Source organism: Mesorhizobium sp. Cs1299R1N1, from assembly GCF_037179655.1.
GTDB lineage: Bacteria > Pseudomonadota > Alphaproteobacteria > Rhizobiales > Rhizobiaceae > Mesorhizobium > Mesorhizobium salmacidum.
Map to the genome: position 1 here is coordinate 60,966 of NZ_JAPYKR010000009.1, position 14,663 is coordinate 75,628.

The window sequence follows — 14,663 nt, forward strand, 5'->3', positions numbered from 1 at the left end:
CTCAAAGCGTAAACGACCAGAACAGGCAGGCCAGCGTGGCGGCGGCAAAGACCACGAAGAACAGGCTGCGCAGCAGCACATTGCGGCGCAACTCGTTCATGACGAAATGGCAGCCGATGATCGCGGCCGCAAAAAGGAAGCGCCAGTTCAACACCGCCCACAAGACATCCCGCTGACCGAACGCCCACCTGGCGACGAGGCAGCCAAGGATGGCCGCGAACAGCACGACGACGGTCCAGAAGACCGCGTCCGCGGCGTTGGTCAGGACAATGCTGGCTGCCCTGATCGGCAGGATCATCATCAGCAGGGCGCTGAAGAAATAGACCGCTGCAAGTGGAATGAACGTGCCGGCATCGGCGATGCCGTCTAGCCGTCTCACACCGATCGCGCCATAGGGATAACCGTGCCTTGCCACCGCCAGGCTCAGCGCCATGAGCAAGGCGGTCAGCACCGCGACCAGTGCGAAGGATGTGAGGGCTTTGCTCATGATGTTCCTGTCCCGGGCGAATCAGACAGGAACTGATGTAACCGATGGTCGTAAATTGCGGGTAAGCTTTCACCCGGGATAACCGACATGGGCGAACCCACTTAGCTCGACGGTGCCGCTCGTCCCGGCCGCCGGTGATAAATCAGCTCCAGCGCCCGAAAAGATCGAGCGCGCTTGTCGACAGAGACCAACCTCTCATTGGCTGCATTCCGATTTACATTCTAATATAATCTGACCATTCCCGGTGAACGAAGCTATGGATTTGCCATGGACCTGGACCCTTCGACCCTCAATCGGGCGCTACCGCTCCGCGATCAGATCTATCAGAAGATCCGCAACCTGATCGTCGTCGGACAGATGAAGCCGGGGGAAGTGATCAACGAGGTGGCCATCGCGGAGGCGCTCGGCGTTTCGCGCACGCCGGTGCGGGAAGCGGTCAAGCGCATCAGCGACGAAGGCCTGGTCAAGATCCTGGCGCAGACCGGCACCTATGTCGCGCCGATCAGCCGCGCCGATCTCGAGGAAGCCTATGTCATCCGCCGAGCCCTGGAGATGGAGAGCGCCAGGCGCGCGGCCGTCAAGCTCACGCCGGCGTCCGCCGAACTGCTGGAGGACAATATGGCGGCGCACAAGCTTGCCATATCGCGCGGCAGATACGCGACCGCGATCCAGCTCGACGATGTCTTCCATCGCACTATTGCCGAAATCTGTGGCCTGCCGATGATCTGGCGGGCGGTCGACATCTCGAAGGCGCAGATGGACCGCGGCCGTTACCTCGCCATTCCAAAGCCCGGCTATGGCGAACAGACGATCGAGCAGCACGAAGCCATTCTCGACGCCCTGAAGCGACACGATGCCGAGGGCGCGGCACAGGCGATGGAAAACCACCTCGAGACGTCGTTCCGCAACACGCTCGAGGTCGCCGCCGACCTTCTCGGCTGAAAACCCGCGACCGGACACGATCAGCACGTGAAGAGAATGAGGCTTTGTATAGAAGGCCGAGGCGATCAGCTGGCTCTTCTCCAGGGAAACAGCTTCGCCACGGCCTCGACCTTCGATCTGTCGGGCGGTCGGACAACCTACTAAAGCGCGGCGCAGGCTTCGGCGCACCCATCAACGGCCGGGCGGCAGATTGATGGCGCGCGCCCGGGATTCAAGCGGGATGCTGAAGCTGGCTCAGCCCGCCATCAACGACGAGGGTCGCCGCGTTCATGAACGGGCACTCGTCGGAAATCATGAACACGGCGGCCAGCGCGATCTCGCGCACCGAGGCGATGCGACCGCCGGGATGCAACGCCATGGTGTTGGCGCGCGCTGCCGCCGGATCGGGAAGGCTGTTCCAGTAGTCGATGGCCTTCTGCGTCGCGACATAGCCGGGCGCGAGCGCGTTCACGCGCACGCCTTGCCCGGCATATTCAAGTGCCAGTGATTTGGTCAGGCCAAGCAGGGCGTGCTTGGCGACGGGATAGGGGAATGTGTGCGGGATGATGGTGAAGCTGTGGGTCGAGGCGATGTTGAGGATCGCGCCGCCGCCATTTGCGAGCATGTCCGGCAGCACCGCCTTGCTGCAGTTCCAGGCGCCCTTGACGTTGACATCGAAATTGCGGTTCCACTCCTCTTCGGTGGCCTCGAGCGGCGTCGAAAAGACGTTCATGCCGGCATTGTTGATCAGCGCGTTGATCGGGCCGATCTCGGCGTTCGCCCGATGAACTGCTGCTTTTATCGCCGCGCCGTCGCTGATGTCGGCCGTCGCATGCCCGAGATGCCCCTTGGGTGCCGGTAGGCCAGCGACGGTCTTGTCCAGCAACGTGCCGTCCTGATCGACAATGAACAATTTCGCACCCTCGGCAAGACAAGCCTCTGCGATGGCGAGGCCGATGCCTTGCGCGGCACCCGTCAGGAAGATGCGTTTGCCGGACAGGCGCTCAGCCATGGGTGTCCCTCCAGTCGAAGATGATCAACGCCGGCCCAAAGCCGACGAGCGCAGATTGTCGAGTAGCACGGCGAGCAGCAGGATCACACCGCGCACGATGTACTGGTAGAAGGCCGGGATGTTGAGCAGGTTCATGGCATTCTCGGCGATGCCCATGATCAGCACGCCGACGATGACGCCCGACATTGTGGCGCGACCGCCGGCAAGCGACACGCCGCCGAGCACGCAGGCCGAAATGACCGAGAGTTCAAGCCCAACCGCCGCATTGGGCTGTCCCGAGGTGATGCGTGAGGCCAGCAGGATGCCGGCGATGCCGCAGACGACACCCTGCAGGGCAAAGATCCATATGCGCGTGCGGTCGACATTGACGCCGGCAAGCCGTGACGCTTCGGGATTGCCGCCAATGGCCAGCGTGTTCTTGCCGAAGACGGTGCGGTTGAGCACGAAGCCAAAAATGCCGAACAGGACGGCCAGCATCCAGACGGGTGTCGGTATGCCCAAGAATTTCGACAGCGCGAGCTGATAGAAATCCGGGCTGTTGATGCCGACGGCGCGCCCGTCGGATGCGATCAGCGCCAAGCCACGCACGATCTGCATGGTCGCCAGCGTCGTGATCAGCGCGTTGATGCGGAATTTGGCGATAACGACGCCGTTGATGAAGCCGACGAAGGCGCCGCATGCGACCGCCGCCAAGAGGCCAAGCAGGATCGAGCCAGTGTAGTTCGACGCCATCACCGCGACCATGCCGGCAAAGGCGACGATCGAGCCAACCGACAGGTCGAAATCACGCGCCGCGAGACAGAACATCATGGTGCAGGCGACAATGCCGACCGTGACCACCGACTGCAACAGGCCAAGCATGTTGCGGTCGGTGAGGAAATTGGGAACCAGCAGGGAGACCAGCGCGAAGGCAACGACGAAGATGACGACGAGCCCCTGTTCGCCGAGCAGGATCTTCTTCAACTGATCGGTCATGTCAGGTCCTCAGGATGCGATCGCGTCGGGGGTTTTGGTGTCGGGAAGTGCCGCGGCCAGGATCGCTTTTTCGGCGAATTTTTCCCGTGTAAGCTCGGCGTTGATGCGCCCGCCGCACATCACCAGGATGCGGTCGCAAATGCCCATCACCTCCGGCAGTTCGGACGAGACGACAACGATCGCCATGCCGTCCTCGGCAAGCTGGTAGAGCAGTTCATAGATCTCGGATTTGGCGCCGACATCGATGCCGCGTGTCGGCTCGTCGACGATGAGGACCCGTACACCCTGCTCCGACAGCCAGCGGCCAAGGATGACCTTCTGCTGGTTGCCTCCAGAAAGATTGATGATGTCCTGCTTGCGCGAGGGGGTGCGCACCTTGAGCTTCTTGATGAAGGTTTCGGCCGTGGCGATCTCACTGGCGCGGTTCAAGATGCCGAAGCGCGCGTGATGGCGCCGCGACGAGATGTTGATGTTCTCCTCGATCGAGCGGCCCTGGATGATGCCGTCATGCTTGCGGTCTTCCGAACACAAGACGATGCCGGCGCGGATCGCGCCATGCGGGTCGCTGGCATGGATCGTCTTGCCATCCACCGTCATGGTGCCGCCCGACCGCGGGTCGGCGCCGAAGACCAGCCGCATCAGTTCCGAGCGCCCGGCGCCGATGAGGCCGAAGAAGCCGACGATTTCGCCAGCGCGGGCCTCGAAGCTGGCCGGCGTCTTCAGTTTTGCCCCGGAGATAGCTTCGACTTTCAGCCTGATGCCGCCGGCCTTGCGTGGCCGAAAACCCCAGATGTCGGAGATTTCGCGACCGACCATTTCGGCGACGACCTGGTCGCGGGTGACGCCTTTCAGTGATGCGTGGTGCGCCGCGAGCTTGCCGTCGCGCAGCACGGTCAGGCTGTCGCAGAGGCGGAACACCTCGTCGAGCCGATGCGAGACATAGATGATGACCTTGCCCTCGCCGCGCAGGCGGTCGATCAGGGCAAACAGGATTTCGCTTTCGCGCGAGGACAGCGAAGATGTCGGCTCGTCCAGTGCGATGACACGCGCATCGAGCATAATCGCCTTGGCGATCTCGACCATCTGGCGTTCGCCGATCGACAGCGTCTTGACCTTGCGGCCGATATCGATGTCGATGCCGGCCGATTTCAGCTTGGCGCCGACGTCTTCCAGCATCTTGCCGCGCGCGATGACGCCGGCACTGGCGGGAAAGCGGCCGAGGCTGAGGTTCTCGGCGACGGTGAGTTCCGGGACGAGCTGCAGTTCCTGGTGGATAACGATGACGCCATTGTCGAAGGCATCCCTTGTCGAGGCATAGGCCTGGACCTTGCCGTCGATGCGTATCTCGCCAACATCGGCATGCTGGTCGCCGGACAGGATCTTGATCAGGGTCGATTTGCCGGCGCCGTTTTCGCCCATCAGCCCATGCACGGCGCCCCTGTCGATGCCGAACGAGACGTCCGACAGCGCCCTGACGCCTGGATAGGTCTTGGTGATGTGCGAAAATTCGAGAAAGGACACGGGCGTCGATCCTTCTTATGCCACGGCAAACAGGCGGCGGCATGAGCCGCCGCCTGTTTGTACATGGAGGATTATTCGATGCCGAGGCCTTGACGGACCTTCTGGTAGTCGTCGCGCTTGGCGAGCGCGCCGGAGGTCAGGATCAGCTTCTCCGGTTCCTTGTTGGTGGCGACCCAGTCATACATGTTGAGCGCCGTCTCGTAGCCATGGCGCTTCGGCGAGATGATCACCGTGCCGACAAAGCCGGTGGCGGTCGGCTTCTTGAATTCGTTGATCGCCGAATCCGCGCCGCCGATGCCGACGCCGATCATGCCATCAGCAGGGATGCCGACGCTTTCGGAAGCACGCACGGCGCCGAGCACCGCTTCGTCGTTGAGGCCGAAAGAGACCCACTTCTTGATGTCGGCATGGGCGTTGAGCACCACCGTCGCCGCATTGAGCGCGGCTTCGGTGTCGGTCTTGGCCTGCGGGGCGTCAAAGATGTTCTCGGCCTTGAAGCCGTTCGCCTTCAGCACCGAGATGGCGCCTTCGACGCGGTCGACAGCGGTCGGCAACTGGTCATAGGAAACGCGGATCGCGCCGACTTCGTCGGCCTTCCAGCCGCGTGCCTTCATTTCGTCGACGATCGCCTGGCCGACCCCCTCACCGATCTTGGTGGCCGAGATGCCCATATGCGGCACGTCTTCCAGCGCCTTGCCGTCAGCGCCGACCAGACGGTCGTCGACGGTCATCAGCTTGAGATTGTTGGCGGCCGCCTTGGCGACGATGCCGGGGCCGAGCTTCACGTCGGGCGTGCAGACGATGAAGCCCTGGGCGCCCTGCGCGCCGAGATTGTCGATCGCCGACATCAGCTTCTCACCGTCCTCGGCGCCGATCTTGACGAGGGTAAAACCCTTCTCCTTGGCGGCCTGGTCGGCGAACTTCCATTCGTCCTGGAACCACGGCTCCTCGGGCTGTTTGACGATGAAGCCGATCTTGGTGTCCTGAGCATATGCGGCGATGGTCGTGACGGACAGCACGGCAAGCGCGCCCGCGACGAGCGCGGTCTTCAAAAGTCGCATGATTACCTCCCAGCGATAGGCCGGGCGCTCGGCCCGGGTGCCGGAGTCTGTATTCGGTTTTATCATACTCGTCAATTGATCTGGTATGATAATTAAGCTACATGCTCCGACCAAGGATCGCTGGCGCAAATCATCCGCATCCGGTAAGGCCGGGCCGGTTGTGCGAAGTCAGTGGGTTCGCTGCCTTGGAGGAGGGCTGAGGTGACTGAAACGTCTAAGAAGGCTTCAGCCGATACGGCCCCGCGCCGCCCGCGCGTCATGCCCGATGTGACGAAGGCCATTGCCTCCGACATCTTTTCCGGACGCTATCCGGCCGGCTCTTCGCTGCCCACCGAAAACGAACTCGGCGTCGAGTATGGCGTCAGCCGCACCGTCATCCGCGAAGCCTTGAAGGTTCTCGCCGCCAAGGGCCTGGTGCTGTCGCGGCCGCGCGTCGGCACAATCGTCTGCAACGAGGATGACTGGAACATCATCGACCCCCAGGTGCTGGCCTGGCATGCGCCGCATGCACTGGACGATAAGCTGTTCGATGCCATTCTGGAAACGCGCCGGGCCATCGAGCCGCTGGTCGCCGAGCTTGCCGCCACGCGCGCGACACTGCAGGAGATCGCCGATCTGGAAGCCGCATGGCGCGGCATGGCCGGAGCCGGCGAAGACCTCGCCGCCTTCTCGCGCAGCGACATAGTTTTCCACCAGATCGTCTATGCCGCCAGCCACAACCCGATCTTCCGCCAGATCGGCAATCTGATCGACACCGGCCTGAAATTCTCGCTGGAAGCCTCGGCGACGATCTCGCTCGAACGGCGCATGGAAGCGGTCGCCGCGCACCGCGAAGTGGTGGAGGCGCTGCGCATGCGCGATGCCGAGGCGGCGCGGAGTGCGGCCAACCTTATCCTCGACCTTGCGGCGCGCGACCTCGTCAGCGCCAAGAAACTCAAGAACAACTGAGACCGCGCATGAAAATCATCTCGCTCACCACCTACATCGTTCCGCCACGCTGGCTGTTCCTGAAGATCGAGACCGATGCCGGCGTCACCGGCTGGGGCGAGCCGGTGGTCGAGGGCCGCGCATTGACCGTCGAAGCGGCGGTCAAGGAGCTTGGCGATTATCTCATCGGCAAGGATCCGCGCCTGATCGAGGATCACTGGACGGTTATGCATCGCGGCGGCTTCTATCGCGGTGGGCCGATCCTGATGAGCGCCATTGCCGGCATCGACCAGGCGTTGTGGGACATCAAGGGCAAGGCGCTCGGCGTGCCCGTGCATGAACTGCTCGGCGGCAGGCTGCGCGACACCATCAAGGTCTATTCCTGGATCGGCGGCGATCGGCCGGCGGAAGTGGCGGCGGGCGCCAAGGAAATGGTGGCGCGCGGCTTCCTGGCGCTCAAGATGAACGGCACCGAGGAACTGCAGATCGTCGACAGCCACGACAGAATTGATGCCGCCGTCGAGCGCGTCGCCATGGTGCGCGAGGCGGTCGGGCCCAATATCGGCATCGCCGTCGATTTCCACGGTCGCGTGCACCGGCCGATGGCGCGCATCCTGGTCAGGGAATTGGAGCCCTACAGGCTGATGTTCATCGAGGAGCCGGTGCTCAGCGAGAACCGCGAGGCGCTGAAGGAGATCGCCGCCCTCGGCTCGACGCCGATCGCGCTGGGCGAGCGGCTCTACAGCCGCTGGGACTTCAAGTCGGTGTTCGAGGAAGGCATCGTCGACATCATTCAGCCAGACCTGTCGCATGCCGGCGGCATAACCGAGTGCCGCAAGATCGCGGCGATGGCGGAGGCCTATGACGTGGCGGTGGCGCCGCATTGCCCGCTCGGACCCATCGCGCTCGCCGCCTGCCTGCAGCTCGACGCGGTCAGCTACAACTGCTTCATCCAGGAGCAGAGCCTCGGCATCCACTACAACGCCGGCAACGACCTGCTCGACTACGCCGCCAACAAGGATGTCTTCCGTTACGAGGATGGCTATGTCGCCATTCCCGACGGCCCCGGGCTGGGCGTCGAGATCGACGAGGACTATGTCAAGGAGCGAGCCAAGGAAGGCCACCGCTGGCGCAATCCAATCTGGCGCCACAAGGACGGCTCCTTCGCCGAGTGGTGACGGGACGGCGCCCAAAGCCGCTCCTTCGTTCCGTCGAAAAGGAATGGCGTTCCGTCGCAGGAAGAATGGTCTTGGGCTGGCCTCGCCCGACGCGGGCGCAATTGTTTGCCAAGCCCGCCTGTGGAGCGTAAACTTAACCATCGGCCGCCATTTATCCGGGTGCAGCCGACGTGAGAGGTACGCGCTCTTGCCCGTCAGGGAGAAGAGCCATGCCTCAATCCACTTTTCGCAACCATGTTTTGAAAACCCTCACGCCTGAGGATTTCGCGCTTTTACGGCCATCGATGCATCACGTCGAACTGGCCATCAAAGCCCGGCTGGAGATCGCATATCAGCCGATCGAGCAGGTGTATTTCCCCGAGACCGGTATCGCATCGGTGGTCGCCGCCATGACCGGAGGGCGGCAAAGCGAAGTCGGCCTGATCGGCTATGACGGCATGACGGGCATTGCGGTCGTCCTCGGCCAGGACAGGTCTCCCAATGAAACCTATATCCAGGTCGCCAGCAAAGGCTGGTCCCTGCCGGTTGAACCGCTTCGCATTGCGATTGCCGGGAGCCAGACCCTTCGCCCGTCACTGCTTCGCTACGCCCACGAATTCCTTATCCAGTCGTCGCGAACGGCGCTGGTCAATGGCCACTCGAAAATCGAGGAACGGCTGGCCCGCTGGTTGCTCATGGTCAACGACCGCGCCGAAGGAGACATCATCTATCTGACGCATGAATTTCTGGCCACCATGCTTGGTTCCCGACGCCCCGGCGTTACCACGGCTCTCCAGATGCTTGAATATCGAGGGCTGGTACACGCCAAGCGCGGCGAGATCACGATTGTCGACCGCACCGGAATGATAAAACTCACGCACGGCGCATATGGCGAGGAGGAGCAGCGTCACTTCGGCATCGCCTCCGGCTGAATGTCCGGAATCGGACATAGCCTTGAAGACCGCCGCATGTTGGTCGAAAGTCGTATTTGGCTTGGATTTCAGGGAGGCATTCTTGATGACCAACACGTTTCACACCATCACGGTGGAAGGAGCGGCCGAAGCCTATGTCCTTTCCAGGGGCAAGGCCCGCTTTCTCTCCATTGCACAAGCAATCCGCGCCATCCGAACACTTATGCCGGCATGCAAGGCCACCGATCACGAATTGGAGGAAATGCTGGCGGCGGCCTGCATCGCTCACATGGTGCCCGTCGCTTTCGACGCAGCCGAGCCGGATGGCTCGGCACCGCGTCTCCATTCGTAGACGGGAGATGTCCGCGCTTGCACAGAGGACTGCTTCCACGGACGTTCGCCAGGCCATTGTCCGCTACCTGATCGACAATGTCGACAGCCCCAGCGTTTCGCTATCCAGGGTTATCCGCGCCGTGAGAAAGATGTTTCCGCTTTGCGAGCTCACGGATTGGGAACTTGGCGACCACATAGCGCGAAGCGCGATCGATGCGGGATTTGCCATCGAATTCGACGCCGACGTTCCGTGACCGTTCGAGCTCGGTCGTCCCTGATCTGTTGAATGCGCATCCGGATGCGCAACCCAAGTCAGACGTCACCGCGAAGCTGGAGACGTCACGCCAGATCAGTACATTTCAAAGTAATGCCTTGAAATCAAAGGGTTGTCTTAAACACCCCGGAGACTGTTTGGTGGAGCCAATCGGGATCGAACCGACGACCTCTTGAATGCCATTCAAGCGCTCTCCCAACTGAGCTATGGCCCCACTCCCGGCAGTCAGCCGGCGCCGTTTCCGGCGAGAGATCGGCGCGGGTTGGAAGACCGCGCCGTTAGTGCAGGCGGCTTCTAACCCCGCCTTTCCCAGATATCAAGCCTTCATCGGCGGCTTTTTCTTCACAGGCGGTGAAAGCCGGCAAAGGCTCGCGTTCGAGACCTTGTCAGACCTCGTCGTCGTCGTCGCCGACGCCGATCATGTCGGAAACGTCGTCTTCTGCTTCCTCTTCGTCGGCGAGGAAGGTGTCATCCTCGTCGTCGCCGAGGTCGACGTCATCCTCGTCGTCGCCGAGATCGGGAAGATCGTCGCTCTTGGCATCGTCTTCCGCCTCTTCGAGCGAGACGACCTCGACGCCCTCTTCGTCCTCGGCGTCCACTTCCTTCTCGGCTACTTCCTCCTCCTCCTCGACGGCGGCGATCTTGCCTTCATCGAAATAGGAACGTGGATAGCTCTTGCCGGTATAGGGCGAGACGATCGGGTCCTTGTTCAGGTCGTAGAATTTCCGGCCCGTTTCAGGGTCGATGCGTTTTGTGCCAAGTTCGGTTTTTACCACGGCCAAGCCTCGTCAATAAAAGAGTGGTCCCCTTAACCACAGTTTGCAGCGCTGTCAAAGCGAAAAGCCGGCGTCACAAAACCAAGCATTGAAAGGCCTCGCGCCAAGTGACGACCATGGGGATGACCATTTCGCCTCGCCGTGATACGAGACCGCCGCAACAAATGAAAAGCGCCGGTCAGCCGGCATCCGTCCAGGGAAATTTCATGTCTCACGCCGCCGCTGCCAAGCCGGCCACCGCCCGCAAGTCACCAGCCCTTTCCGGCACGGCCCGCGTGCCGGGCGACAAGTCGATCTCGCACCGCTCCTTCATGTTCGGAGGGCTCGCCTCCGGCGAAACCCGCATCACCGGCCTGCTCGAGGGCGAGGACGTGATGCGCACGGGGGCGGCCATGAAGGCGATGGGCGCGCATATAGAGAAGCACGGCGCCGAATGGGTGATCCGCGGTACTGGCAACGGCGCGCTGCTGCAGCCGGAAGGACCGCTCGACTTCGGCAATGCCGGCACCGGCTCCCGGCTGACCATGGGCCTTGTCGGCACCTATGACATGGAGACGACCTTCATCGGCGATGCTTCGCTATCCGGCCGGCCGATGGGGCGCGTGCTTGAACCCTTGCGTCAGATGGGCGTGCAGGTGCTCAAAGCCACGCCCGGCGACCGCATGCCGATCACGCTGCATGGCCCAAAACACGCGGCACCGATCACCTACCGCGTGCCGATGGCCTCGGCGCAGGTGAAGTCGGCGGTGCTGCTGGCCGGGCTGAACACGCCGGGGATCACCACGGTGATCGAGCCGGTGATGACGCGCGACCATACCGAAAAGATGCTGAAAGGCTTTGGCGCCAATCTGTCGGTCGAGACCGACGAGCGCGGCGTGCGCCACATCTTCATCGAAGGCCAGGGCAAGCTGACCGGCCAGACCATCGCGGTGCCGGGCGACCCTTCATCGGCGGGTTTCCCGCTGGTGGCGGCGCTGATCGTGCCGGGCTCGGACATCACGATCGAAAATGTGCTGATGAACCCGACCCGCACCGGCCTGCTTCTCACGCTGCAGGAGATGGGCGGCCAGATCGACATCTTGAACCCGCGCAATGCCGGCGGCGAGGACGTCGCCGACCTGCGCGTGCGCTATTCCGAACTGAAAGGCGTCACCGTGCCTCCCGAGCGGGCGCCGTCGATGATCGACGAGTATCCGGTGCTGGCCGTTGCCGCGAGCTTCGCCGAGGGCGAGACGCTGATGCAAGGGCTGGAAGAACTGCGCGTCAAGGAATCCGACCGGCTGTCGGCGGTGGCCAGCGGACTGAAGCTCAACGGCGTCGACTGCACCGAGGGCGAAGCTTCGCTTGCCGTGCGCGGCAAGCCGGGCGGCAAGGGTCTGGGCGGTCATCCCAACGGGCGGGACACGACCGTTGAGACCCATCTCGACCACCGCATCGCCATGAGCTTTCTGGTGATGGGACTGGCGACGGAGAAGCCGGTGACGATCGACGACCAGGCGATGATCGCGACGAGCTTTCCGGAGTTCATGGGGTTGATGAAGGGACTTGGCGCGGAGATTGGGTAGCGACCGATGGGTTGGAGCCAAACCGAGATGCTAGCGGGACAGCGTCCCCCTCTGACTGAATCGATCATGGTGACCAGCCAATGACTGCTACCTTCACCATCGCCATCGACGGCCCCGCCGGTGCCGGCAAAGGCACGCTGGCGCGGCGGCTCGCCGACCACTACCGGCTGAACCTGCTCGACACCGGCCTCACTTACCGCGCGGTGGCATACGCACTGCTGCGGCTTGGCTTGCCGCTCGACAACGTCTCGGCGGCCGAGACAGCGGCGCGCCAGGTCGACCTGGCAAAACTCGACCGGGCGGTGCTGTCGGCGCATGCGGTTGGCGAAGCGGCTTCGAAAATCGCGGTTTTCCCGACCGTGCGCCGCATCCTGGTCGAAAAGCAGCGCGACTTCGCCAGGACACCGCCGGGCGCGGTGCTTGACGGCCGCGACATCGGCACCGTCGTATGCCCCGACGCCGACATAAAGCTCTACGTGACGGCCAGCGCCGAAGTGCGGGCACAACGCAGGCTGGCCGAGATCGAAAGCATCGGCGGCACCGCCAATTTCGCCGAAATCCTTGCCGATATCCAACGCCGTGACGAGCGCGACATGGGCCGAACCGACTCGCCACTGAAGCCGGCCGCCGACGCGCACTTGCTTGATACCAGCGAAATGGCTATAGAAGCCGCGTTTCTCGCGGCCATGTCTGTCATCGACGACGTGCTGGCCAAGAGAAACAAGGCCTGATCCGGGTTTTCATGCTGCTTCCGATTGCCGGAGGCGAAGAAAATACCCATATCGGGCACGAACCAGCCTGCCAGCATTCTTCATGCGCCGGAATTGCCGCCCAAAAAGCGGCCCAGGGCTTTTAGCCCGGAACGCCGGCAGGCCAACGCAACGCTAACCCACGGCGCCCGTCCCGCTTGAGATGCGGGGCACTCCAGGAGAAACAATGTCAACTGCAAATCCCACTCGCGATGATTTCGCGAGCCTGCTCGAAGAATCATTCACCGCCGGCCACTCCGGCGAAGGCCAGGTCGTCAAGGGCACGATCACCGCGATCGAAAAGGACATGGCCATCATCGACGTCGGCCTCAAGGTCGAAGGCCGCGTGCCGCTGAAGGAATTCGGCGTCAAGGGCAAGGACACCACCCTCAAGGTCGGTGACACCGTCGAAGTTTATGTCGAGCGCATCGAGAACGCGCTTGGCGAAGCCATGCTTTCGCGTGAGAAGGCCCGCCGCGAAGAGAGCTGGGTCCGTCTCGAAGAGAAGTTCACCAAGGGTGAGCGCGTCGAAGGCGTCATCTTCAACCAGGTCAAGGGCGGCTTCACCGTCGACCTCGACGGCGCCGTGGCCTTCCTGCCGCGCAGCCAGGTCGATATCCGCCCGATCCGCGACGTTTCCCCGCTGATGCACAACCCGCAGCCCTTCGAGATCCTCAAGATGGATCGCCGCCGCGGCAACATCGTGGTGTCGCGCCGTACCGTACTCGAGGAGAGCCGCGCCGAACAGCGTTCGGAAATCGTGCAGAACCTCGAAGAAGGCCAGGTTGTGGAGGGCGTCGTCAAGAACATCACCGACTACGGTGCGTTCGTCGACCTCGGCGGCATCGATGGCCTGCTGCACGTCACCGACATGGCCTGGCGCCGCGTCAACCATCCGACCGAAATCCTCAACATCGGTCAGACGGTCAAGGTGCAGATCATTCGCATCAACCAGGAAACCCACCGCATCTCGCTCGGCATGAAGCAGCTCGAGAGCGATCCGTGGTCCGAGATCGGCACCAAGTTCCCGATCGGCAAGAAGATCAAGGGCACCGTCACCAACATCACCGACTACGGCGCGTTCGTCGAGCTGGAGCCGGGCATCGAGGGTCTCATCCACGTTTCGGAAATGTCGTGGACGAAGAAGAACGTGCACCCCGGCAAGATCCTGTCGACGACACAGGAAGTCGACGTGGTGGTGCTCGAGGTCGATCCGGCCAAGCGCCGCATCTCGCTCGGCCTCAAGCAGACGCTCGAGAATCCGTGGCAGGCTTTCGCCTCCAGCCATCCGGTCGGCAGCCAGGTCGAGGGCGAGGTCAAGAACAAGACCGAGTTCGGCCTGTTCATCGGCCTCGAAGGCGACGTGGACGGCATGGTGCACCTCTCCGATCTCGACTGGACCCGTCCGGGCGAGCAGGTCATCGAAGAGTACAATCGCGGCGACATGGTCAAGGCGCAGGTGCTCGACGTCGACATCGACAAGGAGCGCATCTCGCTCGGCATCAAGCAGCTGGCCAAGGACACGGTCGGCGAAGCAGCGACGAGCGGAGAACTGCGCAAGAACGCGGTCGTCACCTGCGAAGTCATCGGCGTCAAGGATGGCGGTCTGGAAGTGCGGCTGGTCGACAGCGGCATCGAGACCTTCATCAAGCGCTCCGACCTCAGCCGCGATCGCGACGAGCAGCGCCCCGAGCGCTTCACCGTCGGCCAGAAGGTCGACGCCCGCGTCATCGCCTTCGACAAGAAGACCCGCAAGCTGCAGGTCTCGATCAAGGCGCTGGAAATCGCCGAGGAGAAGGAAGCGGTCGCCCAGTACGGCTCGACCGACTCCGGGGCTTCGCTGGGCGATATCCTGGGTGCCGCGCTGAAGAAGCAGGGCAGCTAAGCTCTTCTCGCAGCCTTGAAAACAAAACCCCGCCGGATCGCTCCGGCGGGGTTTTTCTTTGACGAATGCTGTCGGAGGCCGGCTACAGCATGTCGCGGCGAATAGGGTT

Annotated in this window: 15 protein-coding genes and 1 tRNA gene; 9 read left to right on the forward strand and 7 right to left on the reverse strand. The window is 62.7% G+C overall.

What is annotated here, in order from left to right:
- Position 1: 1 nt before the first annotated feature.
- Entirely contained in the window at positions 2-487 is a 486-nt protein-coding gene (locus tag O7A70_RS20245; protein ID WP_337141967.1) for a hypothetical protein, read from the reverse strand.
- 267 nt (positions 488-754) lie between these two features.
- Here O7A70_RS20245 and O7A70_RS20250 point away from each other — a divergent pair, with 267 nt between their 5' ends.
- Positions 755-1,429 carry a GntR family transcriptional regulator gene (locus tag O7A70_RS20250; RefSeq protein WP_337141968.1) on the forward strand — a complete coding sequence of 225 codons (675 nt, stop codon included), beginning with the start codon at positions 755-757 and terminating at the stop codon, positions 1,427-1,429.
- 211 nt (positions 1,430-1,640) lie between these two features.
- On the opposite strand, the gene O7A70_RS20255 is transcribed toward O7A70_RS20250, so the two are convergent.
- The 4 genes from O7A70_RS20255 to O7A70_RS20270 form a co-directional block, all read right to left on the reverse strand.
- Positions 1,641-2,420, reverse strand: a complete 780-nt coding sequence (locus O7A70_RS20255; protein ID WP_337141969.1) for an SDR family oxidoreductase — start codon at positions 2,418-2,420, stop codon at positions 1,641-1,643.
- Positions 2,421-2,444: 24 nt separating this feature from the next.
- Positions 2,445-3,395 carry an L-arabinose ABC transporter permease AraH gene (gene araH, locus O7A70_RS20260; RefSeq protein ID WP_337104510.1) on the reverse strand — a complete coding sequence of 317 codons (951 nt, stop codon included), beginning with the start codon at positions 3,393-3,395 and terminating at the stop codon, positions 2,445-2,447.
- A gap of 9 nt (positions 3,396-3,404) precedes the next feature.
- Positions 3,405-4,916 carry an L-arabinose ABC transporter ATP-binding protein AraG gene (gene araG, locus O7A70_RS20265; RefSeq protein WP_337141970.1) on the reverse strand — a complete coding sequence of 504 codons (1,512 nt, stop codon included), beginning with the start codon at positions 4,914-4,916 and terminating at the stop codon, positions 3,405-3,407.
- Between the two features lie 71 nt (positions 4,917-4,987).
- Positions 4,988-5,977 (reverse strand): arabinose ABC transporter substrate-binding protein, encoded by a 990-nt coding sequence (locus O7A70_RS20270; protein ID WP_337141971.1) that lies wholly within the window; start codon positions 5,975-5,977, stop codon positions 4,988-4,990.
- 258 nt (positions 5,978-6,235) lie between these two features.
- Here O7A70_RS20270 and O7A70_RS20275 point away from each other — a divergent pair, with 258 nt between their 5' ends.
- The 5 genes from O7A70_RS20275 to O7A70_RS20295 all read left to right on the forward strand — a co-directional run bounded on the left by O7A70_RS20275 (position 6,236) and on the right by O7A70_RS20295 (position 9,559).
- Positions 6,236-6,925 carry a FadR/GntR family transcriptional regulator gene (locus O7A70_RS20275; protein ID WP_337142276.1) on the forward strand — a complete coding sequence of 230 codons (690 nt, stop codon included), beginning with the start codon at positions 6,236-6,238 and terminating at the stop codon, positions 6,923-6,925.
- 8 nt (positions 6,926-6,933) lie between these two features.
- Positions 6,934-8,082: a galactonate dehydratase gene (gene dgoD / locus O7A70_RS20280; protein ID WP_337141972.1), complete on the forward strand. Its 1,149-nt coding sequence runs from the start codon at positions 6,934-6,936 to the stop codon at positions 8,080-8,082.
- Between the two features lie 209 nt (positions 8,083-8,291).
- Entirely contained in the window at positions 8,292-8,993 is a 702-nt protein-coding gene (locus tag O7A70_RS20285; RefSeq protein ID WP_337141973.1) for a Crp/Fnr family transcriptional regulator, read from the forward strand.
- Between the two features lie 22 nt (positions 8,994-9,015).
- The gene (locus O7A70_RS20290; protein ID WP_337141974.1) at positions 9,016-9,324 is read left to right on the forward strand and encodes a hypothetical protein; all 309 of its coding nucleotides are present in this window, start codon (positions 9,016-9,018) and stop codon (positions 9,322-9,324) included.
- Between the two features lie 7 nt (positions 9,325-9,331).
- Positions 9,332-9,559, forward strand: coding sequence for a hypothetical protein (locus O7A70_RS20295; protein ID WP_337141975.1), 228 nt, complete (start codon positions 9,332-9,334; stop codon positions 9,557-9,559).
- A 158-nt stretch (positions 9,560-9,717) separates the two neighbouring features.
- On the opposite strand, the gene O7A70_RS20300 is transcribed toward O7A70_RS20295, so the two are convergent.
- Both O7A70_RS20300 and O7A70_RS20305 read right to left on the reverse strand, forming a co-directional pair.
- Positions 9,718-9,793, reverse strand: a tRNA-Ala gene (locus tag O7A70_RS20300).
- Positions 9,794-9,965: 172 nt separating this feature from the next.
- Positions 9,966-10,355: a TIGR02300 family protein gene (locus O7A70_RS20305; RefSeq protein WP_337141976.1), complete on the reverse strand. Its 390-nt coding sequence runs from the start codon at positions 10,353-10,355 to the stop codon at positions 9,966-9,968.
- Between the two features lie 206 nt (positions 10,356-10,561).
- Between O7A70_RS20305 and aroA the strand changes: the two genes are divergently transcribed.
- The 3 genes from aroA (at position 10,562) to rpsA (ending at position 14,554) form a co-directional block, all read left to right on the forward strand.
- Positions 10,562-11,920 carry a 3-phosphoshikimate 1-carboxyvinyltransferase gene (aroA, locus tag O7A70_RS20310; protein ID WP_337141977.1) on the forward strand — a complete coding sequence of 453 codons (1,359 nt, stop codon included), beginning with the start codon at positions 10,562-10,564 and terminating at the stop codon, positions 11,918-11,920.
- 80 nt (positions 11,921-12,000) lie between these two features.
- Positions 12,001-12,651, forward strand: a complete 651-nt coding sequence (cmk, locus tag O7A70_RS20315) for a (d)CMP kinase (protein ID WP_337130126.1) — start codon at positions 12,001-12,003, stop codon at positions 12,649-12,651.
- A 205-nt stretch (positions 12,652-12,856) separates the two neighbouring features.
- Positions 12,857-14,554, forward strand: a complete 1,698-nt coding sequence (rpsA, locus tag O7A70_RS20320) for a 30S ribosomal protein S1 (protein WP_027142834.1) — start codon at positions 12,857-12,859, stop codon at positions 14,552-14,554.
- Positions 14,555-14,663: the final 109 nt, after the last annotated feature.

Coding starts and splice junctions, on each gene's coding strand:
- O7A70_RS20245 (WP_337141967.1), bottom strand. CDS start 487: ATGAGCAAAGCCCTCACATCCTTCGCACTGGTCGCGGTGCTGACCGCC.
- O7A70_RS20250 (WP_337141968.1), top strand. CDS start 755: ATGGACCTGGACCCTTCGACCCTCAATCGGGCGCTACCGCTCCGCGAT.
- O7A70_RS20255 (WP_337141969.1), bottom strand. CDS start 2,420: ATGGCTGAGCGCCTGTCCGGCAAACGCATCTTCCTGACGGGTGCCGCG.
- araH (WP_337104510.1), bottom strand. CDS start 3,395: ATGACCGATCAGTTGAAGAAGATCCTGCTCGGCGAACAGGGGCTCGTC.
- O7A70_RS20270 (WP_337141971.1), bottom strand. CDS start 5,977: ATGCGACTTTTGAAGACCGCGCTCGTCGCGGGCGCGCTTGCCGTGCTG.
- O7A70_RS20275 (WP_337142276.1), top strand. CDS start 6,236: ATGCCCGATGTGACGAAGGCCATTGCCTCCGACATCTTTTCCGGACGC.
- dgoD (WP_337141972.1), top strand. CDS start 6,934: ATGAAAATCATCTCGCTCACCACCTACATCGTTCCGCCACGCTGGCTG.
- O7A70_RS20285 (WP_337141973.1), top strand. CDS start 8,292: ATGCCTCAATCCACTTTTCGCAACCATGTTTTGAAAACCCTCACGCCT.
- O7A70_RS20295 (WP_337141975.1), top strand. CDS start 9,332: ATGTCCGCGCTTGCACAGAGGACTGCTTCCACGGACGTTCGCCAGGCC.
- aroA (WP_337141977.1), top strand. CDS start 10,562: ATGTCTCACGCCGCCGCTGCCAAGCCGGCCACCGCCCGCAAGTCACCA.
- cmk (WP_337130126.1), top strand. CDS start 12,001: ATGACTGCTACCTTCACCATCGCCATCGACGGCCCCGCCGGTGCCGGC.
- rpsA (WP_027142834.1), top strand. CDS start 12,857: ATGTCAACTGCAAATCCCACTCGCGATGATTTCGCGAGCCTGCTCGAA.